The sequence below is a fragment of the Paracoccus laeviglucosivorans genome (genome assembly GCF_900182695.1).
Taxonomy (GTDB): Bacteria; Pseudomonadota; Alphaproteobacteria; order Rhodobacterales; family Rhodobacteraceae; genus Paracoccus; species Paracoccus laeviglucosivorans.
In genome coordinates this window covers 267,498-288,796 of record NZ_FXTK01000001.1, presented here as the reverse complement: position 1 = coordinate 288,796, position 21,299 = coordinate 267,498, and the positions used below count along the sequence as shown (strand labels likewise).

The 21,299-nt window shown below is 64.5% G+C and carries 20 protein-coding genes; 11 read left to right on the top strand and 9 right to left on the bottom strand.

Going from position 1 to position 21,299, the window contains the following annotated elements; genetic code table 11:
• The first annotated feature begins 20 nt into the window (after positions 1–20).
• Entirely contained in the window at positions 21–1,469 is a 1,449-nt protein-coding gene (locus tag FN835_RS01490) for a TrkH family potassium uptake protein (RefSeq protein WP_142661409.1), read from the top strand.
• On the opposite strand, the gene FN835_RS01485 is transcribed toward FN835_RS01490, so the two are convergent.
• Positions 1,466–2,845, bottom strand: coding sequence for a peptidoglycan-binding domain-containing protein (locus tag FN835_RS01485; protein ID WP_142661408.1), 1,380 nt, complete (start codon positions 2,843–2,845; stop codon positions 1,466–1,468). The two genes, FN835_RS01490 and FN835_RS01485, sit on opposite strands and share 4 nt — an antisense overlap.
• A gap of 85 nt (positions 2,846–2,930) precedes the next feature.
• Here FN835_RS01485 and FN835_RS01480 point away from each other — a divergent pair, with 85 nt between their 5' ends.
• The 8 genes from FN835_RS01480 (at position 2,931) to glmM (ending at position 13,123) form a co-directional block, all read left to right on the top strand.
• Positions 2,931–3,881 carry a glycine--tRNA ligase subunit alpha gene (locus FN835_RS01480; protein WP_142661407.1) on the top strand — a complete coding sequence of 317 codons (951 nt, stop codon included), beginning with the start codon at positions 2,931–2,933 and terminating at the stop codon, positions 3,879–3,881.
• A complete protein-coding gene (locus FN835_RS01475; RefSeq protein ID WP_142661406.1) occupies positions 3,881–4,351 on the top strand; it encodes a DUF6446 family protein in 471 nt (156 codons plus the stop codon). The genes FN835_RS01480 and FN835_RS01475 overlap by 1 nt, the downstream gene beginning before the upstream one ends.
• Positions 4,351–6,456, top strand: a complete 2,106-nt coding sequence (gene glyS, locus FN835_RS01470) for a glycine--tRNA ligase subunit beta (RefSeq protein ID WP_142661405.1) — start codon at positions 4,351–4,353, stop codon at positions 6,454–6,456. Before FN835_RS01475 ends, glyS begins: the two co-directional genes overlap by 1 nt.
• 119 nt (positions 6,457–6,575) lie before the next feature.
• Positions 6,576–9,137, top strand: a complete 2,562-nt coding sequence (locus tag FN835_RS01465; RefSeq protein WP_142661404.1) for a putative PEP-binding protein — start codon at positions 6,576–6,578, stop codon at positions 9,135–9,137.
• 299 nt (positions 9,138–9,436) lie between these two features.
• The gene (locus FN835_RS01460) at positions 9,437–9,892 is read left to right on the top strand and encodes a cell wall hydrolase (protein WP_246098621.1); all 456 of its coding nucleotides are present in this window, start codon (positions 9,437–9,439) and stop codon (positions 9,890–9,892) included.
• 69 nt (positions 9,893–9,961) lie between these two features.
• Complete coding sequence (locus FN835_RS01455) at positions 9,962–10,744, top strand: dihydroneopterin aldolase (RefSeq protein ID WP_142661402.1); 783 nt, start codon at positions 9,962–9,964, stop codon at positions 10,742–10,744.
• 64 nt (positions 10,745–10,808) lie between these two features.
• On the top strand, positions 10,809–11,783 hold the full coding sequence (folP, locus tag FN835_RS01450; RefSeq protein WP_142661401.1) for a dihydropteroate synthase: 975 nt from the start codon (positions 10,809–10,811) through the stop codon (positions 11,781–11,783).
• Entirely contained in the window at positions 11,780–13,123 is a 1,344-nt protein-coding gene (gene glmM, locus FN835_RS01445) for a phosphoglucosamine mutase (RefSeq protein ID WP_142661400.1), read from the top strand. The genes folP and glmM overlap by 4 nt, the downstream gene beginning before the upstream one ends.
• Here the strand turns inward: glmM and FN835_RS01440 are convergent.
• Both FN835_RS01440 and dksA read right to left on the bottom strand, forming a co-directional pair.
• A complete protein-coding gene (locus FN835_RS01440; protein ID WP_142661399.1) occupies positions 13,120–14,253 on the bottom strand; it encodes an FAD-dependent oxidoreductase in 1,134 nt (377 codons plus the stop codon). The genes glmM and FN835_RS01440 overlap by 4 nt on opposite strands.
• A gap of 66 nt (positions 14,254–14,319) precedes the next feature.
• Positions 14,320–14,742: an RNA polymerase-binding protein DksA gene (gene dksA / locus FN835_RS01435; protein ID WP_142661398.1), complete on the bottom strand. Its 423-nt coding sequence runs from the start codon at positions 14,740–14,742 to the stop codon at positions 14,320–14,322.
• A gap of 163 nt (positions 14,743–14,905) precedes the next feature.
• Between dksA and FN835_RS01430 the strand changes: the two genes are divergently transcribed.
• Both FN835_RS01430 and FN835_RS01425 read left to right on the top strand, forming a co-directional pair.
• Positions 14,906–15,745: an AAA family ATPase gene (locus tag FN835_RS01430; protein WP_142661397.1), complete on the top strand. Its 840-nt coding sequence runs from the start codon at positions 14,906–14,908 to the stop codon at positions 15,743–15,745.
• Positions 15,742–16,176, top strand: coding sequence for a GNAT family N-acetyltransferase (locus FN835_RS01425; RefSeq protein ID WP_142661396.1), 435 nt, complete (start codon positions 15,742–15,744; stop codon positions 16,174–16,176). Before FN835_RS01430 ends, FN835_RS01425 begins: the two co-directional genes overlap by 4 nt.
• Here the strand turns inward: FN835_RS01425 and FN835_RS01420 are convergent.
• The 6 genes from FN835_RS01420 to odhB all read right to left on the bottom strand — a co-directional run bounded on the left by FN835_RS01420 (position 16,173) and on the right by odhB (position 21,298).
• Positions 16,173–16,853, bottom strand: coding sequence for an FMN-binding negative transcriptional regulator (locus FN835_RS01420; RefSeq protein ID WP_246098620.1), 681 nt, complete (start codon positions 16,851–16,853; stop codon positions 16,173–16,175). The genes FN835_RS01425 and FN835_RS01420 overlap by 4 nt on opposite strands.
• 45 nt (positions 16,854–16,898) lie before the next feature.
• Positions 16,899–17,390, bottom strand: a complete 492-nt coding sequence (locus tag FN835_RS01415) for a lytic transglycosylase domain-containing protein (RefSeq protein ID WP_142661395.1) — start codon at positions 17,388–17,390, stop codon at positions 16,899–16,901.
• Positions 17,391–17,534: 144 nt separating this feature from the next.
• A complete protein-coding gene (lpdA, locus tag FN835_RS01410; RefSeq protein ID WP_142661394.1) occupies positions 17,535–18,929 on the bottom strand; it encodes a dihydrolipoyl dehydrogenase in 1,395 nt (464 codons plus the stop codon).
• Positions 18,930–18,972: 43 nt separating this feature from the next.
• Positions 18,973–19,365 (bottom strand): MAPEG family protein, encoded by a 393-nt coding sequence (locus tag FN835_RS01405; protein ID WP_142661393.1) that lies wholly within the window; start codon positions 19,363–19,365, stop codon positions 18,973–18,975.
• Positions 19,365–19,622 (bottom strand): hypothetical protein, encoded by a 258-nt coding sequence (locus FN835_RS01400; protein ID WP_142661392.1) that lies wholly within the window; start codon positions 19,620–19,622, stop codon positions 19,365–19,367. Before FN835_RS01400 ends, FN835_RS01405 begins: the two co-directional genes overlap by 1 nt.
• A gap of 155 nt (positions 19,623–19,777) precedes the next feature.
• A complete protein-coding gene (gene odhB / locus FN835_RS01395) occupies positions 19,778–21,298 on the bottom strand; it encodes a 2-oxoglutarate dehydrogenase complex dihydrolipoyllysine-residue succinyltransferase (protein WP_142661391.1) in 1,521 nt (506 codons plus the stop codon).
• Position 21,299 lies beyond the last annotated feature (1 nt).

Below are 21,299 nucleotides of genomic sequence, written 5' to 3'. Positions count from 1 at the left end.
GGCACGGCAAGCAAGGCTGCATGATAGATATCCGTCCCGTGGCCAATATCATCGGCAAGCTGGTCATCACGCTCGGGGCGGCGATGGCCTTGCCGATGTGTGTCGATTGGTGGGCAGGCGACCCGCATTGGAAAAGCTTTCTTGAGGCCGCGATCCTGACCATGCTGGCGGGCGGGCTGATCACCGTCGCCACCCATGACGTCGAACGGCAGCTGACGATGGAGCAGGCGTTCTTGCTGACCGCCTCGATCTGGGCGGTGCTGCCTGCGGCGGGGGCCGTGCCCTTTATGGTGGGGCAGCCCGGCGCAAGTTTCACCGATGCCTATTTCGAGGCGATGTCGGGCCTGACCACCACCGGCACCACGGCTTTTATCGGGCTGGACGCATTGCCCAAGGGTGTGAACCTGTGGCGCGCCTTTCTGAACTGGTTCGGCGGTCTGGGAATCATCGTCGTCGCCATGATCTTCCTGCCGGTGATGAAGGTCGGCGGGATGCAGTTCTTCAAATCCGAAGGGTTCGACACGCTGGGCAAGATCCTGCCGCGCGCCTTTGACATCGCGCGGGAAACCACGGCAGTCTACGTCGCGCTGACAGCGGCCTGCATGATCACCTATATCCTGCTGGGGATGGAGGGGTTCGACGCGCTGGTGCTGGCGCTGTCCACCTGCTCGACCGGCGGGTTTTCGAATTACGATGCCAGCTTCGCGCCGTTCATCGGGCCTGCGGAATATGCAGCGTCGTTTTTCATGATCCTCGCCTCGATCCCGTTCATCCGCATGGTGCAACTGATCCGGGGCTCGGCCCAGCCGCTTTGGCGCGACATTCAGGTGCGGGCATATCTGCGCTGGACCTTCTATGCGATCGCGGCCATCGTCATCTATCGGCTGCTGTGGCTGGATGCGATGCATCCGCTGGACGTGATCCGGGAAACCACGTTCAACGTCATCTCGACCTTTTCGGGCACGGGGTTTGCTTCGACCGATACGACGCTTTGGGGCCATTTCCCCTTTGCGCTGCTGGTGGTGGTCGGACTGATCGGCGGCTGCACCGGGTCCACCTCGTGTTCGGTCAAGGTGTTCCGCTATCTGGTGCTGATCCAGGCGGTCAAGACGCAGCTGAAACGGATGCATTCGCCGCATCGCGTGTTCCCGCTGCTTTACGATGGACGTCCGCTGGACAAGGACGTGGTCGATTCGGTCATGGCGTTCTTTACGCTGTTCATGCTGACATTCGGCCTGCTGATCGTGGGGCTGGCGATGACCGGGCTGCATCCACGCACCGCGTTGACCGGGGCATGGACCGCCATCGCCAATGTCGGCGTGATCTGGGGGCCCGAGCTTAGCCCCAACGGTGCCGTCACCGACATTCCCACCGCCGCGAAATGGATGATGAGCATCGGCATGTATGTCGGCCGATTGGAGCTTTTGACCGTGCTGGTGCTGTTCGTGCCGCGTTTCTGGCGCGGCTAGTTCACCGGCACGGCCGAGGGCATTGCCGGGGCTGGGGCAGGGGCCGTTGGGTCCATCGCGCCCGGCGCAAACCGCGCCATGTTGTCCGAGATTTCCGAGGCGAGCCTGCGCCCTTCGTCAGGGTCTTGCACGGGCCAGATCAGCACGAAACCCTGCACGCGGCCATCGACCACGTGGCCTTCGGAATGGCCCACATGCGTTTCGTTGCGTCCGTCCAGCACCACGCTGCCCCGGCTGACCTGCCGTTCCGGCGCGGGAACCCAACCAAGCGCCGTTACCAGCCCCGCCAGATCCAGCATCTCCTGCTGGCCGCCGGGTTGTGAAAACAGGATCAGCGCCGCACCCGAGCCGTCTTTGGGGCCATAGATCGACAGCGCCCGTTCGGTGCGGTCAAAGGCCAGCTTGTCCATCGGCGCGGGCAGGGCCAGCCCGGTATGGGCGTCCTGCAACTGCGTCAGGTGCATCTCGGCCCGCCACGCCTCGCGCCGCCGGATCAGTTCGGCCATGGCGGTCGCCGTGTCGGGCGAGGCGCGCAGCCGCACGATCTCATCTGCGATCGCCGCCTGTGTCATCGGGCCGTCCTTGCCGTCGATCGCGCCTTCGTAATGCCCGGCCCAACGCAGGGCGCGCTGAATATCCTCAAGCGCGGGCATGGCCAGCGGCATCGCGCCTTCGGCGGGCGGGGCGCCCAGTTCCGGCGGTTTCCCGGCTATGGCGACATCGCCCATATCTTCGGCGGGCGACAGGAAGGCATCGCGGGGCACGGCCCCAGCGGTCTTGAAGGCCCGCAGCCACGCCTCTCCGGTCGCTTCGTCGGGGATGGGGCCAAGGCCCACGACGGAACGGCCATTCGGCAACGTCCACAGCCCGGCTTCGGGCAGGATCTCGCGGCGCTTGGCCAGCATTTCTTCGGCGCTGGTGCGGTTCGTGCTGGATTCGATGCGCAGGAAGAATTCTGGCGGCGGCGGCGCGGGTTCGGGGGTCGCGGGCACAGCCGCAATTTCCGGCGCGGGTTCGGCTGCGGGCGGATCGGTCACGACAGGCGCTGCGGCAACCGTCGTGCCTGCCGCGACCTGCGCAATCTGCCGTCCTGCGGCGGGCGACAGGAAGCTGTCACCGGGAACCTTGGCATCGCGTTTCAATTCGTCCAGCCGCGCCGTGGCCTGTTCGCGCGGCATCGGGCCAAGCGCGATCCCGGTCCAGCCATCGGCCAGGGGGAACGTCACCACATCGGGAAACTGCGCGGCCCAGCCCTGCGCTGCGGTCTGCACGGCTTCGCTGCCGCGTTTTGCCTCGATGCGGATCACCACATCCTCGGCCAATGCGGATAAGGGAAGCGTCAGGCCAGCCCCAAGGACCAATGCAAAGCGCCGCATCCACTCTCCCTCTCATTGACCATGCGCCGACCACTGCCTAGAAGGCGGCTGACATTTCTTTCCAGTTATGCCCAAGGAAAACCGGATGACCAGCCCCAAGGACAAACCCGTCTGCTTTCAGGACGTGATCCTGCGCCTGCAATCCTATTGGGCTGCACAGGGCTGCGCCGTCCTGCAACCCTATGACATGGAGGTGGGCGCAGGCACGTTCCACCCGGCCACCACGTTGCGGTCGCTGGGGCAGAAGCCGTGGGCTGCGGCCTATGTCCAGCCTTCGCGTCGTCCGACGGATGGGCGCTACGGCGAAAACCCGAACCGCTTGCAGCATTACTATCAGTATCAGGTCATCATCAAACCCTCGCCCCCCGAGATGCAGGAACTGTATCTGGGCAGCCTGCGCGCCATCGGCCTAGACCCGCTGATCCACGATGTCCGCTTCGTCGAGGATGACTGGGAAAGCCCGACGCTGGGCGCATGGGGGCTGGGCTGGGAAGTCTGGTGCGACGGGATGGAGGTCAGCCAGTTCACCTATTTCCAGCAGGTCGGCGGACATGACTGCCGCCCGGTTTCCGGTGAGCTGACCTATGGTCTTGAGCGTCTGGCGATGTATGTGCTGGGGGTTGAGCATGTGATGGACATGCCCTTCAACCATCCCGACAGCCCGATCCCACTGACCTATGGCGACATCTTCAACCAGACCGAGCGCGAATATTCCCGCTGGAATTTCGACATCGCCGATACCGACATGCTGCTGCAGCACTTCAAGGATGCCGAGGCGGAATGCGACCGCATCCTGTCCGCAGCCGATACCGATGCCGCAGGCCGCGCGATCCCCATGGCGCATCCGGCCTATGATCAGGCGATCAAGGCCAGCCACCTGTTCAACCTGCTGGACGCGCGCGGCGTGATCTCGGTCACTGAACGTCAGGCCTATATCGGCCGCGTCCGTGCGCTGGCGAAACGCTGCGCCGACCTGTTCGCGACCACCCCTGCCGCGACCGGCGAGCCGCTGCCCGATTTCCCGGCGGGTGCCTGATGGACGGCCGCATTCCCGCCATCGCCATTCTGGCCGTCGCAATCACTGCGGGCGGCGGGATGTGGTATGCGCAGGAATACGGTTTCTATGACGAAATCGACCCCGCGACCGTTCAGTTGACGGTCATGCGCAATGGCGCGCCCGTGCCGCTGTCCATTGATGCCGTGCAGGCCATCGACGCGGGCAGTTCGCCCATCCGCTGGCGCGCCTGCTTCCAACTGCTGGAGCCGCTGCCGGACGGCGCCGAGCCATTCCCCGCGCCGACGCCGCTGGTGCCGCCGAACTGGTTTTCCTGCTTCGATGCGGGCCAGTTGCAGGCCGACCTGAAATCCGGCGCGGCCACAGCCTACCTTTCCCAGCCCGAGATTCGCCCCGACGTGGATCGCGTGATCGCCGTCTATCCCGACGGGCGCGCATTCGGCTGGCACCAATTCAACGACAAGACCCCCGAACGCGGAGTAATGGACTGATGCCCGACCTTCTGATCGAGCTTTTCTCGGAAGAAATCCCGGCGCGGATGCAAGCCCGCGCGCGCGAGGATCTGAAGAAACTGGTGACCGACGGTCTGGTCGGCGCGGGCCTGACCTATGCCAGCGCCGGCGCGTTTTCGACGCCGCGCCGCCTTGTCCTGACGGTCGAGGGGCTTTCGGCCAACAGCCCGACCACGCGCGAGGAACGCAAGGGCCCGCGCACCGACGCCCCCGATGCGGCGCTGGAGGGCTTTCTGCGCTCGACCGGCTTGACCCGCGATCAGCTTGAGGCGCGCGACGACAAGAAAGGTCAGGTCTGGTTCGCCACCCTGACCAAACCGGGCCGCCCCGCGTCAGACATCGTGGCCGAGGTGCTGACCGCCACCATCCGCGATTTCCCGTGGCCCAAGTCGATGCGCTGGGGCGCGGGCAGCTTACGCTGGGTCCGCCCGCTGCATGGGGTCATCTGCATCCTGACGGATGAGGCGGGCGCCTCGGTCGTGCCCATGGAGATCGAGGGCATTGTCTCGGGGAACACCACCCGCGGGCACCGCTTCATGGCCCCGGACGCTTTCACGGTCAGCAGCTTTGACGACTACGCCGCCAAATTGCGCCGCGCCAAGGTCATGCTGGACAGCGCCGAGCGCGAAGCCGCGATCCGCCAAGAGGCCGCGAACCTCGCCTTCGCGCGCGGCTGGGAAATCATGCCCGATGACGGGCTGATGACCGAGGTTGCGGGCCTTGTCGAATGGCCCGTCCCCCTGATGGGCGCGATCGAGGAACGCTTCCTGTCCCTGCCGCCCGAGGTGCTGCAAACCTCGATGCGCGAACACCAGAAGTTCTTCTCGGCCCGCAACCCGAAGACCGGGCGGATCGAGGGCTTCGTCACGGTGGCCAACATCGAAACCCCGGATAACGGCGAAACGATCCTGAAGGGCAACCAGCGCGTGCTGGCCGCCCGCCTGTCGGATGCCGCCTTCTTCTGGGACAACGACCTGCGCGAGGCCCGCTCGGGCATGACCGACTGGGCCGAGGGGCTTCGCTCGGTGACCTTCCAAAGCAAGCTGGGCTCGCAGGCCGACCGCATCGAACGCATCGCCGCTTTGGCCCGCGAAATCGCCCCGCTGGTCGGCGCGGACCCCGAGCAAGCCGCCGAGGCTGCGAAGATCGCCAAGCTGGACCTGCGTTCCGCGATGGTCGGCGAATTCCCCGAACTGCAAGGCACCATGGGCCGCTATTACGCGCTTGAGGCAGGCAAGGACGCCGCCATCGCCGACGCCGCCCGCGACCACTATTCGCCGCTTGGCCCGTCGGATGCCGTGCCCTCCGCGCCGGTTTCGGTCGCCGTCGCGCTGGCCGACAAGCTGGACACGCTGACCGGCTTCTGGGCCATCGACGAAAAGCCCACGGGGTCGAAAGACCCCTTCGCGCTGCGTCGGGCGGCACTGGGGGTTATTCGGTTGGTGTTGGGGAATGGGGTGCGGGCACCTTTCGTTCAGTTGGCCGATCAAGGCGTGGTTGGTCACGGAATATCGCGCGATGATTCAGATAACGATGATTTCTCGGGTATTGCAGAAGTCTCCGACCTCCTCACCTTCTTCCACGACCGCCTGAAAGTCTTCCTCAAAGACCAAGGCATCCGCCACGACATCATCGACGCCGCCATCGCCATGCCCGGCAATGACGACCTCGTGCTGCTGGTCAACCGCGCCACCGCCCTCAACGACACCCTCAAAACGCAAGACGGCGCAAACCTGCTGCAAGGCCTCAAACGCGCCGGAAACATCCTCGCGCAGGCCGAGGAAAAGGACGGCGTCGAATACTCCTTCGGCGCCGATCCGAAATTCGCCGAAACCGACGAAGAACGCGCCCTTTTCGCCGCCCTCGACCGCGCCGAACCCGCCATCCGCGAAGCCGTCCGCAATGAGGATTTCCAGGCCGCCACCCAAGGCATCGCCACGCTGCGCGCCCCCATCGACGCCTTCTTCGAGGCGGTGCAGATCAACACCGATAACCAGATCACGCGCCGCAACCGCCTGAACCTGCTGTCGCGCATCCGCGAAACCGGCCGCCTGATCGCAGATTTCGGCAGGATCGAGGGCTGACGGGCTTCTTGGTTCCCAAAATACCCGCAGGGGTGAAGGGCCAACGGCCCGAGGGGGCGGCAGCCCCCTTTCTTATGCCGCGCTTGCACGATCAACCGGGCCGTGCCTAATGTGACGCCATGTCCGCCCTGACCGAACCAGATGCCATCGTCGAAATCACCCCCTCGGCGGGGGTTCAGGTCGTGCGCCACGGCTGGCGGGCCAAATGCCTGCAGCGCCTTGTCCGCATGGACCTGCCGGTGCCGACCAGCTTTGCCTTTTCGGCCGATGCGGTGCGCGCCATTGCGAATGGTCAGACCCCGGACCGCGCCTGTCTTGCAGGCATCATCGAACGTGCCGACGGGCTGGTCAGTGTGCGCCCTTCGGCGGTCAATCCTGCCTGGGGTGGGCCCAACACCGTCCTGAATGTCGGCATCAATGACGAATGCCACGCCCGACTGGCCGAAAAACGTGGCAAGGCTGCGGCGGATGCGATCTATCTGGGTTTCGTGCAATCCTATGCCATCCATGTCGCCCGCCTTGATCCCGACATGTTCTCGGACAGCGACGGTGGCCTGCGCGCCGCGCTCGACGCCTATGAGGACGAGACGGACGAGGAATTCCCCCAGGATCCCGCCCGCCAGCTGGCCGAGGTCTTGCGCAGCATGGCGCGCGCCTGGGATGGCCCGACCGCCCGGTTGCTGCGTCAGGCCAAGGGCGCGCCCGCGCAGGCGCCGCTGGGGCTGATCGTTCAGGATATGGCACTGGCCTTGGGGCCGGGGGTCACAGGCTCGGGTTCGATCCAATTGATCGACAGCAGCACGGGCACGCCCCGCATCACCGGGCGCTTTCGCGGCCAGACGCAAGGCCGCGCCAAGGGCGAAGGGGCCGAGACGCTGTATCTGACCCGCGACCCCCGCGGTGCCTCGCTGGAGGAAGCTGCCCCCGAAGTCTTTGCCGATCTGGTCCGCTACGGCGTCGCCGCCCGCGAACGCCTGCGCGAGGAGATGCAGGTGGAATTCGTCGTCTCGGACAGCCAGCTCTCGATCATCGACGCGGTGCGGGTGCAGCGATCATCGCGCGCCAGCGTCCGCATTGCGGTGGGTCTGGCCCGCGACGGCATCATCCCGCCCGAGGAAGCGGTGATGCGGGTCGAACCGCGCGTGCTGTCGGACCTGCTGCATTATCAGGTGGACCCGACCGCACCCCGCGACATCATCGCGCGCGGTATCAACGCCAGCCCCGGTGCCGCGACGGGGCGCATCGTATTTTCCGCCACCGTCGCGCAGGCCGCCGAGGCAAGGGGCGAACATTGCGTGCTGGTCCGCCGCGAAACGGTTCCCGAAGACATCCGCGGGATGCACGCGGCCGTCGCCGTCCTGACCGAACGGGGCGGCATGACCAGCCATGCTGCCGTCATCGCGCGCGGCATCGGCCTGCCCTGCATCGTGGGCGCCAGCGGCATCAGCATCGACCCGCGCGCCCGCATCATGCGGACGGGGGGGCGCGAATTCCACGAAGGCGACGAAATCACCATCGACGGCACCTCGGGCGAGGTGCTGGCGGGGGCCGCCGAAATGTTGGAGCCTGCGCTGGACGACAGCTTCAACCAGCTGCTGGATTGGGCGGACGACGAATCCATCATCCGCATCCGGGCCAATGCCGACACGCCCGAAGATGCCCGCACCGCGCGGCGCTTCAGTGCGCAGGGCATCGGGCTTTGCCGCACCGAACACATGTTCTTTGACGACGAACGCCTGCCCGCCATGCGCGAGATGATCTTTGCCGACAAGGCCGAGGATCGCCGCCTGTCGCTGGACCGCCTGCTGCCCATGCAGCGCGGCGATTTCGCGGAGCTGTTCAAGATCATGGCGGGTCTTCCGGTCACCATCCGCCTGTTCGACCCGCCCCTGCACGAATTCCTGCCCCATGACCGCGAAGGGATGCGGGCCTTGGCGGAATCGCTGGACCTGCCCTTGTCCGACGTGACCCGCCGGGTCGAGGCGCTGTCGGAATTCAACCCGATGCTGGGGATGCGTGGCGTGCGGCTGGGGATCACCGTCCCCGAAATCTATGACATGCAGGCCCGCGCCATCTTCGAGGCGACGATTCAAGCCAGCCGCAACGGCGATCCCGTGGTCCCCGAAATCATGATCCCGCTGGTCAGCGCCCGGCGCGAGGTCGAACTGGTCAAGACCCGCATAGACGCCGTGGCCGCCGCCGTCCGCAATGAGACGCGCAAGGATTTCACCTATCGTCTGGGTGTCATGGTCGAAACCCCGCGTGCCGCATTGCGGGCGGGCGACATTGCCCAGCATGCAGCCTTTCTGTCCTTCGGCACCAACGACCTGACGCAGATGACCTATGGCCTGTCGCGCGACGATGCCGGGCGCTTCATGGGCACTTATGTCGGGCAGGGGGTCTATGCCGAAGATCCGTTCCACATCCTTGACCGCGACGGGGTGGGGGAACTGGTCGCGATCGGCACGGAACGGGCGCGCAGCCATGCGCCGAACATCACGATTTCGGTCTGCGGCGAACATGGCGGCAATCCTGAATCAATCGCATTTTGTCTACGTGCGGGTGTAAACTATGTTTCCTGCTCGCCTTTTCGTGTGCCAGTCGCAAGGCTGGCGGCGGCGCAGGAATCGATTCTGATCCGCCGCGAACAGGCCGAATTGGACGCTGCGGCGCAGTCGTAAGCCCTGCGCGATTTGGCCGAAACCCGCCCGTTAACGAAATCACTGTAGGCGGGTTTTCGCCTAAATCCTTTGTTTTCTTATGATTTTGGCGGCTCACGCTTAAGTGGGCTGGAACCGTGCGGCCTGTTTCTGCCCATTGACCGGCAGCAAAGGCCCGGAATGGGCACGAACACGAACCCCGGACAGTGAACACCGGACCCCATTTGAACAGGACCAAAATGTCGACACCGATGTCATGGCTGGCGCGCGTTTCCCTGTGTGTTGCCCTTACGCTTCCCGCAGTTGCGGCCGCCCCAGCAATGGCTGACACCCAGCAGCGCGTGACCTACAAGACCGGCAGCCGCGCTGCCCAGGCAGCTACCACTCCGAACGTCAGCACCACCGATCTGCAGTGCCTGTCCGAGGCGCTTTACTTCGAAGCCCGCGGCGAAGGCTCGCAAGGCCAGCGCGCCGTGGCCGAGGTCATTCTGAACCGCGTGGATCATCCGCGCTTCCCCAAAACGGTTTGCGGCGTCGTGAACCAAAGCGGGCAGTTCACCTATAAAAAGGGCCGCATCCGCGAGCGTGGTGCCTATGCCCGTGCCCAGCAGATCGCCAAGGCCGCCCTGTCGGGTGCGCCGCGTAATCTGACCGACGGGGCGACCTATTTCCACACGCCCGCCGTGAAGCCGAAATGGTCGCGCAAGTTCGAACGCACGGCGCGCATCGGCAGCCACATCTTTTACCGCTCGGATCGGCGCATGGCGTCGAACTGACGCAAATCTGCCAATCGTCACGCGGCCCTGTCCCTTGCGGCGGGGCCGTTTTCCTGTGAGATGGGGCGCATGGACCAGCCTGACCGTATCCACCTGCGCGATTATATCGTCTCGGCCGAAATCGGCGCCTTCCAGACCGAACGTGGTCAGGATCAAAGGCTTCGCTTCAATATCGAGGTCGAGCTTGCCACCCATGTCGTCGGCGTCGACGATGAGGTGGATCGCATCCTGTCCTATGACATCCTGACGGGTGCCGTCGCAGCCGGGCTGGCGGATCGCCGCTATGACCTGCTGGAGACTTTGGCCGAAAAGATTGCAGCACAGGTTCTGGCGCATCCGCGCGCCGCGCAGGTGTCGGTCACCGTGGAAAAGCTGGACCGGGTGCCCGGCGCGCTTGGTGTGACGTTGACGCGCCGTCAGGCCCGCGTTGCCGCCGAGGAAACGACCGCGCGGCTGCGCGTCATCTTTCACGGCACCGATCTGTCACTGCCGGGTGGCGGTGTGGCGCTGGTGCCCGACGATCCGCATCTGCCGCTGCCGCAAGGCGGCAATGCCCGCGAAGTGGCCTTGCTGGCGCTGGATCAGGCCGCATGGGCGCTGGCAGGGCGTCTGGGGCTGACCGTCGCCGACAGCCATACCGAACTGGAATGGGCCGCGACCGAGGCGCGGGCCGTCGTCTGGGCCCCGGCGCGCATGGCGCGCGACGTGCCGGGTCTGCCGCCGCAGCCCCATGCGCTGGCCCTTTGGCTGGCTGACCGGCTTGAGGCGACGCGCCTTGACTGGGCGATGCCCAAAGGGACTGCCTTGCCCGCCATACCGGCTGGTTTCCGCATCCCCGTCGGGCGGGTGTAAGGCTGGCGCTTGCATCGCGACACCGGGCGCGCAAGATGCGCTTTCGCTGAACGATCCCTGATTGATGAACAAGATCTATTACCGACCGATTCCCGTCGAACATGGCCGCTGGCAGATTGCCGGTGGCTGGACCCGATTTTCGCGGCTCGAGGCGTTGGAGCGTGGCACCGCCCCCCGCATCACCGATACCGCCCCGCCCGAGGTGCTGGCCGCGCTGACCGCCCCGCGCAGTGCGGTGCTGGGGCTGTCGATGGACCGCCCGCGCATCATGGGCATCGTGAATGCGACGCCCGACAGCTTTTCCGATGGTGGCAGCTATGACGGCGCGGAACATGCCCGCCGTCTTGTGGCCCAAGGCGCCGAGATTCTGGATATCGGCGGCGAATCCACCCGCCCCGGCGCGCAGCAGGTGCAGATCGTCGATGAAATCGCCCGCGTGACCCCGGTGATTGCACAGGCGGCGGCGCTGGCCGCGATCTCGGTCGATACGCGCAAGGCTGCGGTGGCGGAAGCCGCCGTGCGGGCAGGGGCCGGGTTGGTCAATGACGTGTCGGGCTTTGATTTCGACGTGGACATGGCCGCGACAGTGGCGGGCTTGGACGTTCCGGTCTGCATCATGCATGCGCAGGGCGTGCCGGAAACCATGCAGGACAGCCCGATCTATGGCGATGTGCTGCTGGATGTCTATGACGCGCTGGAACTGCGCATCGCGCGGGCCGAGGCGGCAGGAATCCCCCGCGACCGCATCGTGATCGATCCGGGCATTGGTTTCGGCAAGACCCAGGCGCATAATCTTGCGATCCTGCGGCGGATTTCGCTGTATCACGGGCTGGGCTGCGCCATTCTGCTGGGTGTCTCGCGCAAGCGGTTCATCGGCGCGATCGGCGGGGCCGAACACGCGGCGGACCGGGCAGCCGGAACGCTGGCCGTGACTCTGGCGGGGGTTGCGCAGGGCATACAGATCCACCGCGTCCATGACGTGGAAGAAACAAGGCAAGGTCTTGCCCTATGGCGGGCCGTGACCGGAGAGGGCGAATGAGCAGGAAGCTTTTCGGGACAGATGGCGTGCGTGGCCGCGCCAATACCTACCCTATGACCGCCGAGATGGCGCTGCGCCTTGGTGCCGCCGCCGGTCGCTATTTCCGCCGCAAGGGCGAGGATCGCCACCGCGTCGTCATCGGCAAGGATACCCGCCTGTCGGGCTATATGCTGGAAAACGCGCTGACGGCGGGGCTGACCAGCACCGGCATGAACGTGCTGTTGCTGGGGCCGGTGCCGACGCCCGCCGTGGGGTTCCTGACACGCTCGATGCGGGCGGATGTGGGGATCATGATTTCGGCCAGCCACAACCCGGCGGCGGATAACGGCATCAAGTTCTTTGGCCCCGACGGCTTCAAGCTGTCCGATGAGGCCGAGGCCGAGATCGAGGCTATCGTCGCGGGCGACATCGAACCCGCCCAGCCGCAGAATATCGGTCGCGCCAAGCGCATTGATGACGGGCGCGGGCGTTATGTCGAATATGCCAAAACCACCTTTCCGGCAGGCCAGCGCCTGAACGGGCTGAAGGTCGTGCTGGATTGCGCCAATGGCGCCGCCTATCGCGCCGCCCCGGATGTTCTGTGGGAACTGGGCGCCGAGGTCATTCCGCTGGGGGTCAACCCCAACGGCTTCAACATCAACGATGGTGTCGGCTCGACCCACCCCGAGGCCTGCGCGCGGGCGGTGCTGGAACATGGCGCCGATCTGGGCATCAGTCTGGACGGGGATGCCGACCGGGTGATGATCATCGACGAAAAGGGCCGCGTGGCCGATGGCGACCAGATCATGGCGCTGCTGGCCGGTCGCTGGGCCGATCAGGGCCGTCTGCGCGGCGGTGCGCTGGTCGCAACCGTCATGTCAAACCTTGGGCTTGAGCGTTATCTGGCGGGCCGTGGCCTGCGGCTGGAACGCACGGCGGTGGGCGACCGCTATGTCGTCGAACGGATGCGCGGCGAAGGTTTCAATCTGGGCGGCGAACAGTCGGGCCATATCGTGATGACCGATTACGCCACCACCGGCGACGGGCTGATCGCGGGGCTGCAATTTCTGGCGGCGCTGTCGGATAGCGGCGCGAAGGCCTCGGATCTTGTCGCGCAATTCGAACCCGTGCCGCAGATGCTGAAGAACGTGCGCTATGCCGCCGGGGCCGATCCGCTGTCGGTCGAAACCGTCAAGGCCGAGATCGCGCGGGCCGAGGCGCGGCTCAGCGGACAGGGCCGCGTGCTGATCCGCAAATCGGGGACCGAGCCCCTGATCCGCGTGATGGCCGAGGCCGAGGATGAAACCGTCCTGCGCGAAGTCGTGGAAGGCATCGTCGCGGCGGTCGAAAAGGCGGCTTAAACCGCCGTCGGGTCGTAGTCGTAAAGCCAGGCGAAACGTTCGATCATCAGGCCGGGCGTCAGCTTCGACACCGCGCGCAGGCCCGCATGGGCCACCGCGCGGGTCGGCCCCCGTAGATGATAGTTTCGCGCATTGCCGTTCGCCGCATCGACGATCCGCTGGCAGCGCGGCGCGCGCAGCGTCTGGAACTGCGCCAGCGCCGCGGCCAGATCGTCGCGTTCAAGACACGCGGCCAGCAGCCACGCATCCTCGATCGCCATGACCGCGCCCTGCGCCATGAAGGGCAGCGTGGGATGGGCCGCGTCGCCGATCAGCGCCAGGGCCGGACCGTCACCGGGCGGACGCTGCCAGTGCTGGGCGACGGGATGGCGGAACAGCCCCCACAGGCTGACCTGATCCACCTGGGCCAGCCAGCCGGGCACGGGACCGCCAAAACGCGCAAATGCCGCGCGCAGATCGGCGGGATCGCCGGGATGGGACCAGCCTTCGTCATGCCAGTCGGGGCGTTCGACCACGGCGACGATATTGCGCAGCCCATCGGCCAGCGGATAGCTGACCAGATGCCGCCCCGGACCCATAAAGACCTGCGCGGCAGGCGCGGCCCCCGGTTCGACCGGGATCAGCGCGCGCCAGGCAGTCTGGCGGGTGAAAAACGGCGTTTCGGTCCCGTTCAGAAGTGGACGAATGCGGCTTTTGACGCCATCCGCGCCAATGACCAGATCGGCTTCGGGCAGGTCCGTGACCTCGTGCCCCAGTTCGATCCGCGCGCCTGCCGAACGCGCCGCATCTGCCAGCAATTCGATCAGCCGCGCGCGGTGGATCAGGCGGAAACGGTCGTTCGGGCGGTGTTTGGCCAGATCAAGCCGCGACACAAGCCGACCCGCCGTATCGAACAGCTCAACCCGATGCGAGGGGGCCGAGGCGGCCTCAAGCCGGGGCCAAAGCCCCAGCGCATCCATCACGCGGATCGCATTGGGCGAAAGCTGCAAACCGGCGCCGACATCCTGTAAGGCAGGCGCGCGTTCCAGCACCGTGACGTGCGCGCCGCGTTGCGCCAAAGCGCAGGCTGCGGTCAGGCCCGCGACCCCCGCACCGATGATGGAAATGGAATATGCGCCAAGGCCGGTCATGCTGCCCCTGCAAAATAAAAGGGCCGGGGCCGGGACAGGCCCCAAGCCCATGCCTGTCAGGCGCGCTTAGTCGTCGCGGTGAACCCGCTCGCGCCGTTCGTGCTTTTCCTGCGCTTCCAGCGTCATGGTCGCGATCGGACGTGCGTCCAGCCGTTTCAGGCTGATCGGTTCGCCGGTCATCTCGCAATAGCCGTAATCGCCGGTCTCGATCCGGCGCAGGGCCGAGTCGATCTTGCTGACCAGCTTGCGCTGACGGTCGCGCGTGCGCAGTTCCAGCGAGCGGTCGGTTTCTTCGGACGCACGGTCCGCAAGGTCGGGGACGTTGCGGGCGCTGTCCTGCAGCCCCTCAAGGGTTTCTGCCGACTGGTCAAGAAGCTCTTGCTTCCAGGCGATCAGCTTGCGGCGGAAATATTCAAGCTGCCGCTCATTCATAAAGGGTTCGTCTTCGGCGGGGCGATAATCTTCGGGCAGAAAGGTCTGGGCTTTCATCGGTCCTCCGGGAGCCGGGCGCCTGTATGCCAGCTCCGTGCCGCCCCCTTAAAGTATGGTGCGGCCTTTGTCACTATCCCTTTCCGACAGGTTGGAATTGCTGCGCTTGCGAAGCATCACCGGCACAACTAGGCTGCCGGGGTATTGCGCAAGGGATGGGCGAATGCAGTTTTCCTCGACCGAAACCTATATCGCGCCGCCCGATCTGACGGTGGCGGTAAACGCCGCGATCACGCTTGAACGCCCCCTGCTGGTCAAGGGAGAGCCGGGAACCGGGAAAACCGAACTGGCAAGGCAGGTTGCGGGCAGCCTTGGTCTGCCGATCATCGAATGGAACGTGAAATCAACCACCCGCGCGCAGCAGGGGCTTTATGAATATGATGCGGTATCGCGGCTGCGCGACAGCCAGCTTGGCGATGCCCGCGTCCATGATATTGCCAATTATATCCGCAAGGGAAAGTTGTGGCAGGCATTCGAGGCAAGCGGAAAGGTGGTTCTGCTGATCGATGAAATTGATAAGGCCGATATAGAATTTCCCAACGATCTTTTGCAGGAACTCGACCGGATGGAGTTCCATGTCTACGAAACCGGCGAAACGATTCGCGCCGCGCATCGGCCCGTGGTCATCATCACCTCGAATAACGAAAAGGAATTGCCGGACGCGTTTCTGCGCCGCTGCTTTTTCCATTACATCCGCTTTCCCGATGCGGACACGCTGAAACGCATCGTGGATGTGCATTTCCCCGCCCTGAAACCCCGTCTGCTGGATGAGGCGCTGAGCCAGTTTCTGGACATCCGCGAAGTGCAGGGGCTGAAAAAGAAACCCTCGACCAGCGAGCTGCTGGATTGGCTGAAGCTGATCCTTGCCGAAGACCTGTCCCCCGAGGATATGAAGCGCCCGGCGGGTGAATTGCTGCCCAAGCTGCATGGCGCGCTGCTGAAGAACGAACAGGACGTGGCGCTGTTCGAAAAGCTGGCCTTCATGGCGCGGCGTCAACGATGATCCGCGCGCTGGAGCCCCGCGATCGCGACCATTGGCAGGCGCTTTATCGCGGCTATCAGGCGTTTTACGGCCATGATCGTGCGCCAGAATTCTATGACAAGGCATTCGCCCGGCTGATGTCAGGCGATGCGCGGGATTTCCAGGGCCTTGTCTATGACGATGGCGGGCTGTTGGGGTTGGTGCATTACGTGTTCCATCCCAATCTGTGGCGCGACGAAGGGGTGTGCTATCTGCAAGACCTGTTCACCTCGGATCAGGCGCGTGGTCGCGGCGTGGGGCGCGCGCTGATCCGGGGCGTCTATGATGCCGCGGACGCGGCGGGCGTGCCCAATGTCTATTGGCTGACCGCCGAGGATAATTACGCGGGCCGGATGCTTTATGATCGCGTGGGGCAGAAATCGCCCTTTATCCGCTATAACCGCCCGCTTTAGGGTTTCAGCCGGTCCCGCATCCGCTGTGCCACGCCGCTTTGCCCAGAGTTTTCCAACCCCGCAATGGCGCCAAGATAATCGCGTTCGTCGCGGTTCTGGCTAAGCTTGGATTTCGCCAGCGTCCGGTTGACCGTGATGCGAAAGGCCACGATGCCCGCCAGCATCTGCTGGATATAATCGGCAGGCGCATCGGCCATGCGCCACGCATCCTTGCCGTTCAGCCTGCGTTCATGCGTCCGCGTCAGCAGGCCCACGGCCGCGCGCTTGGCGTGATCGTCGTGCTGGAATGCGATCGTGCCGTGGCAATGGACGACCTGATAATTCCATGTCGGCACATGCCGGTGATGCTCCGGCTTTGAAGGATAGAAATTCGGCGAAACATAGGCGTCGTCACCGCGGAATATCGCCAGCACCTCCTGCCCTTCGGCGATAAGGCGGTGCATGTCATTGGCCAGCGCGACATGCCCGATCAACGCGCCATCCGGGGCGGGCAGCAGCGGGATGTGATTTGCGACCAAGCCCTGATCCGTCTGCGCAACGATACAGGCCAATGGCGCGGCTTCGATAACCGCGCGGACCTGATCGGGGTCGATTTCGTGGAAATGCGGCGGAATATACATCAGGCTTTCCTGTGCGAAGGCTTCGCGCAGGTTATCGCCGGGCGGTGGCCAAGTCATCAGCCCCGCAAAAATGAAAAAGCGCCCCGAGGGGCGCCTTTCGGATCAGCGAAGTCCGGTTTCTTCCAGCAGGCCTTTTTTCTTGGCCTCATAGTAGTAACCGCGCGAATACCATTTCACGGCGTTGTCCTGATTGCCGCCAGCGACCATATAGGCGCCGCGCAGGTATTTGACGCCGTATTTCAGGTTCGTCTCGGCATCCAGCAGGCCATTGGCCGGGCCCTGATAGCCCATGCCGCGCGCGGTGGCGGGAAGAATCTGCATCAGCCCGTAATATGGGCCGTTGCGGGCACCGGGGCGGTGGGTGGATTCGCGGACCACGACGCGCTGCACCAGATCGACCGGAACCTGATATTCAGCAGCGTATTTGTCGATCAGGTGGCGCAGTTCCGGCGTTTCATTGGGGTGAAGCGCGGTCTGCGATTTGGCGACGCGGGGTTCGACCAGATAGCGGTTATCGGGGTCAACCGTGTTGTCGCCGCAGGCGCTGAGGGCAAGCACACCACCCAACACCAAAAGCCGGATCATTGCGATCATCATGCCCTCGTGTTTTCGTTGCCATTGGATAAGCCACAGCCCGGCAATTCTGGGAAATCAAAAGAACAGGGCCGCCCAGTGCTGGACGGCCCTTCGGCAATAACCCGCCGGTTGAATCGGCGGCTGTCGGTGAAATCCCGCCGATCAGGCGTGGATTGCGCCGCCCCCGCAGGCAAGTGCCGCTTCGCGCACCGCTTCGGAACATGTCGGGTGGGCGTGGCAGGTCAGCGCAATATCCTGTGCCGAGGCACCGAATTCCATCGCGACGCAGACCTCGTGAATCATTTCACCGGCATTCGGTCCGATGATGTGGCAACCCAGCACGCGATCGGTTTCCGCATCCGCGATCAGCTTGACGAAGCCATCTGCCTGGAACAGCGCCTTGGCGCGGGCGTTGCCCATAAAGGGGAACTTGCCGACCTTGATTTTGCGCCCCGCCTCTTTGGCGGCTTCTTCGGTCAGGCCGACGCTGGCAACTTCGGGGGTGGTATAGATCACACCGGGGATCACCGAATAGTTCACGTGACCATGCTTGCCAGCGATGACTTCGGCGACGGCCATGCCTTCATCCTCGGCCTTGTGGGCCAGCATCGGGCCAGGAACCGCGTCACCGATGGCATAGATGCCCTTGACGCTGGTCTGCCAGTGATCGTCGATCTTGACGAAGCCGCGATCCGTGACCTCGACGCCCAGCGTATCCAGACCAAGGCCTGCGATATAGGGGCGGCGGCCCGTGGCGACCAGAACAGCCTCGGCGTCGATGGTGTGTTCGCTGTCATCCTTGCGCAGCTTGTAGGTGACCTTGGCCGCGCCGTTTTCGGTGGAAACGCCCGACACGGCGGCGCCCAGCACGAATTTCAAACCCTGCTTCGTCAGGATCTTCTGGAACTGCTTTTGCACCTCTCCGTCCATGCCGGGGGTGATGAAGTCCAGGAACTCGACCACGGTGACATCCGCGCCCAGACGCGCATAGACCGAGCCAAGCTCAAGCCCGATGACGCCAGCGCCGATCACGACCATGGATTTCGGAATCTTGGGCAGTTCCAGCGCACCGGTCGAATCGACCACGATGCCTGCCTTGTTGTCCACCTCGACGCCCTTCAGCGTCGAAGGTTCCGACCCCGAGGCGATGACGATGTTCTTGGTCTCATAGACCGTCTCACCGACTTTGACCTTGCCCGCGGCTTCGATGCTGGCCCAGCCTTTCAGCCAGTCGATCTTGTTCTTCTTGAACAGGAATTCGATGCCCTTGGTGTTGCCGCCGACGGTTTCGGACTTGTAGCCCAGCATCTTGGCCCAATCGACTTCGACATGTGCGCCCATCAGGCCCATCTTTTCGAAGTTCTCATGCGTTTCGTGCAGCATGTGGCTGGCATGAAGCAGCGCCTTGGACGGGATGCAGCCGACGTTCAGGCAGGTGCCGCCCAGCGTCTCGCGCCCTTCGACACAGGCGACCTTCAGCCCCAGCTGGGCCGCACGGATCGCACAGACATAGCCGCCGGGGCCGGCGCCGATCACGATCAGGTCATAGGTGGACATTCAGGTCTCCTTGCATTCCGGCATCCGCATGACGCCGGTTCGTTCATGAAAACAGGCTGGCGAGGATCATCACCAGAGTTGCGAGAAAGCCCACGCCCCAGATGACCGAACGCCAGGGCGTCCAGCCATAGGCATAGGCGGGAATATACGCGACGCGCGCCAGCACATACAGCCAGGCGCAAAAGCCGGTCAGGATGCCCCCCGCGTCACTTAGCGACACGACGATGACAGCGATGGTGAACAGCACCAGACCTTCGAAATGATTGTCCACCGCCCGCCGCAGCCGTCCCGTCACGGCGGAAAATTCGGGCTGCCGGTCGCGCGGACCGGCATTCCATTTCGCGCCGACATCGCGGTTCATCGACATGGCGGCCAGCCCGATCTGGGCGGCCTGAAGCAGTGCAGCAAGGGCGAGGGCGGTGGTTTCTGCGGACATCAGGCGGTCTCGACCAGATGGAATTCGGCTTCGCTGACACCGGCCTGCGTGTTGAACACGGTCGCGGCCTTGCCAAGATAGTCCTGTGCCTTGGACGCATCGCCCACCTGATACAGCGCCCATGCGCTGCCATCGCCTTCGCGCCACAATTGCAGCAGTGACAGACCGTTATTGCCGCGATCTTCGGAATCGGCGTCGAACTGGGTCTTGAAGCGGGAAAAATCGCTGATGCGATAATGTGCGATCATCTGGGTCATGGCTTCACTCCTTTTGTGTCAGGCCGGGCTTGCGGCGACAAAAGCGGCAATGCGGCCTGTCCGGTTCAACCGAAGGAGACCCGAAAGAGTTGCGTGCCCCAAGGGGGACGACCGGGGACGGGGCAAAGCGCGCCCCCGGTCAAGCGATCAAAAGATCACAGATCCATCAGCAGGCGGCGCGGATCTTCCAGTGCTTCCTTGACGCGCACGAGGAAGGTCACGGCGCCTTTGCCGTCGACGATGCGGTGGTCATAGCTCAGCGCCAGATACATCATCGGGCGGATGACGATCTGACCGTCCACGACGACCGGACGGTCCTGGATCTTGTGCATCCCCAGAATGCCCGATTGCGGCGGGTTCAGGATCGGCGACGACATCAGCGAGCCATAGACGCCACCATTCGAGATGGTGAAGGTGCCGCCCTGCATTTCCGCCATGGTCAGCTTGCCGTCGCGGCCCTTGGTGCCCAGTTCCGCGATCTCTTTTTCGATCTGAGCAAAGGATTTCTGATCGGCATTGCGCACGACCGGAACAACCAGACCATTCGGCGTGCCGACAGCAACGCCCATGTGGACAAAGTGTTTATACACCACGTCGCCGCCGTCGATCTCGGCGTTGACTTCGGGCACTTCTTTCAAAGCGTGGCAGCAGGCTTTGACGAAGAAGGACATGAAGCCCAGCTTGACCTTATGCTTCTTCTCGAACTGGTCCTTGTAGGTGTTGCGCAGGCCCATGACGCCCGACATGTCCACCTCGTTATAGGTGGTCAGCATGGCGGCGGTGTTCTGCGCATCCTTCAGGCGGCGGGCGATGGTCGCGCGCAGGCGGGTCATCTTCACGCGCTCTTCGCGGGCGGCATCGTCGGCGGACGACGGCGCGCGGGGCGCGGCTGCCGGGGCGGGCGCTGCGGACGGGGCCGATGCAGCGCGGGCCACGTCTTCCTTCATCACGCGACCGTCGCGGCCCGTGCCGGTGACGGCATCGCGCGAGATGCCAGCTTCGGCCATGGCTTTCTTGGCCGAGGGTGCATCTTCGACATCCTTGCCTGCCGGGGCTGCGGCAGGTGCGGGCGCGGCTTCGGCCTTGGGCGCGGCTTTGGCCGGGGCGGCTGCACCGGCAGCGCCTTCGGTGATCACGGCCAGCTTGGCGGTCGCATCGACCGTCGCGCCTTCATCGGCCAGAATCTCGGCCAGAACGCCCGAAGCGGGTGCGGGCACTTCGACCGAAACCTTGTCGGTCTCAAGCTCGCACAGCATTTCATCCTGTTGCACGGTGTCGCCGACCTTCTTGAACCAGGTGGCGACGGTGGCTTCGGTAACGCTTTCGCCCAGGGTGGGCACCATGACGTCCACGGATTTTCCGCTCATATTTTTCTGTCCTTCCTGGGGCTTGGCGCCCGTCTCTGCCTTGGGCAACATTTCCTCGGGGCCTGCATCCCCCTGTTCGGCGATCTGGGCAAGCAGGGCGTTCGGCGTAACGGTCTCGCCTTCCGACGCGACGATCTCGGCCAGCTTACCGGCGACGGGTGACGGCACTTCGACAGTCACCTTGTCCGTTTCCAGTTCGCACAGCATTTCATCCACCGCGACCGTGTCACCCGGTTTCTTGAACCAGGTGGCGACGGTCGCTTCGGAGACGGATTCCCCTAGCGTGGGGACGCGGACTTCAACGGCCATG

Bases quoted from the DNA above. Each gene is read 5' to 3' on its own strand.
- FN835_RS01460 (WP_246098621.1), top strand. From the start codon at position 9,437: ATGGCTGACACCCAGCAGCGCGTGACCTACAAGACCGGCAGCCGCGCT.
- FN835_RS01415 (WP_142661395.1), bottom strand. From the start codon at position 17,390: ATGATCGCAATGATCCGGCTTTTGGTGTTGGGTGGTGTGCTTGCCCTC.
- FN835_RS01475 (WP_142661406.1), top strand. From the start codon at position 3,881: ATGGACGGCCGCATTCCCGCCATCGCCATTCTGGCCGTCGCAATCACT.
- FN835_RS01425 (WP_142661396.1), top strand. From the start codon at position 15,742: ATGATCCGCGCGCTGGAGCCCCGCGATCGCGACCATTGGCAGGCGCTT.
- FN835_RS01485 (WP_142661408.1), bottom strand. From the start codon at position 2,845: ATGCGGCGCTTTGCATTGGTCCTTGGGGCTGGCCTGACGCTTCCCTTA.
- glyS (WP_142661405.1), top strand. From the start codon at position 4,351: ATGCCCGACCTTCTGATCGAGCTTTTCTCGGAAGAAATCCCGGCGCGG.
- FN835_RS01455 (WP_142661402.1), top strand. From the start codon at position 9,962: ATGGACCAGCCTGACCGTATCCACCTGCGCGATTATATCGTCTCGGCC.
- lpdA (WP_142661394.1), bottom strand. From the start codon at position 18,929: ATGTCCACCTATGACCTGATCGTGATCGGCGCCGGCCCCGGCGGCTAT.
- FN835_RS01405 (WP_142661393.1), bottom strand. From the start codon at position 19,365: ATGTCCGCAGAAACCACCGCCCTCGCCCTTGCTGCACTGCTTCAGGCC.
- FN835_RS01480 (WP_142661407.1), top strand. From the start codon at position 2,931: ATGACCAGCCCCAAGGACAAACCCGTCTGCTTTCAGGACGTGATCCTG.
- dksA (WP_142661398.1), bottom strand. From the start codon at position 14,742: ATGAAAGCCCAGACCTTTCTGCCCGAAGATTATCGCCCCGCCGAAGAC.
- FN835_RS01465 (WP_142661404.1), top strand. From the start codon at position 6,576: ATGTCCGCCCTGACCGAACCAGATGCCATCGTCGAAATCACCCCCTCG.
- FN835_RS01430 (WP_142661397.1), top strand. From the start codon at position 14,906: ATGCAGTTTTCCTCGACCGAAACCTATATCGCGCCGCCCGATCTGACG.
- odhB (WP_142661391.1), bottom strand. From the start codon at position 21,298: ATGGCCGTTGAAGTCCGCGTCCCCACGCTAGGGGAATCCGTCTCCGAA.
- FN835_RS01490 (WP_142661409.1), top strand. From the start codon at position 21: ATGATAGATATCCGTCCCGTGGCCAATATCATCGGCAAGCTGGTCATC.
- FN835_RS01400 (WP_142661392.1), bottom strand. From the start codon at position 19,622: ATGACCCAGATGATCGCACATTATCGCATCAGCGATTTTTCCCGCTTC.
- FN835_RS01440 (WP_142661399.1), bottom strand. From the start codon at position 14,253: ATGACCGGCCTTGGCGCATATTCCATTTCCATCATCGGTGCGGGGGTC.
- glmM (WP_142661400.1), top strand. From the start codon at position 11,780: ATGAGCAGGAAGCTTTTCGGGACAGATGGCGTGCGTGGCCGCGCCAAT.
- folP (WP_142661401.1), top strand. From the start codon at position 10,809: ATGAACAAGATCTATTACCGACCGATTCCCGTCGAACATGGCCGCTGG.
- FN835_RS01420 (WP_246098620.1), bottom strand. From the start codon at position 16,853: ATGACTTGGCCACCGCCCGGCGATAACCTGCGCGAAGCCTTCGCACAG.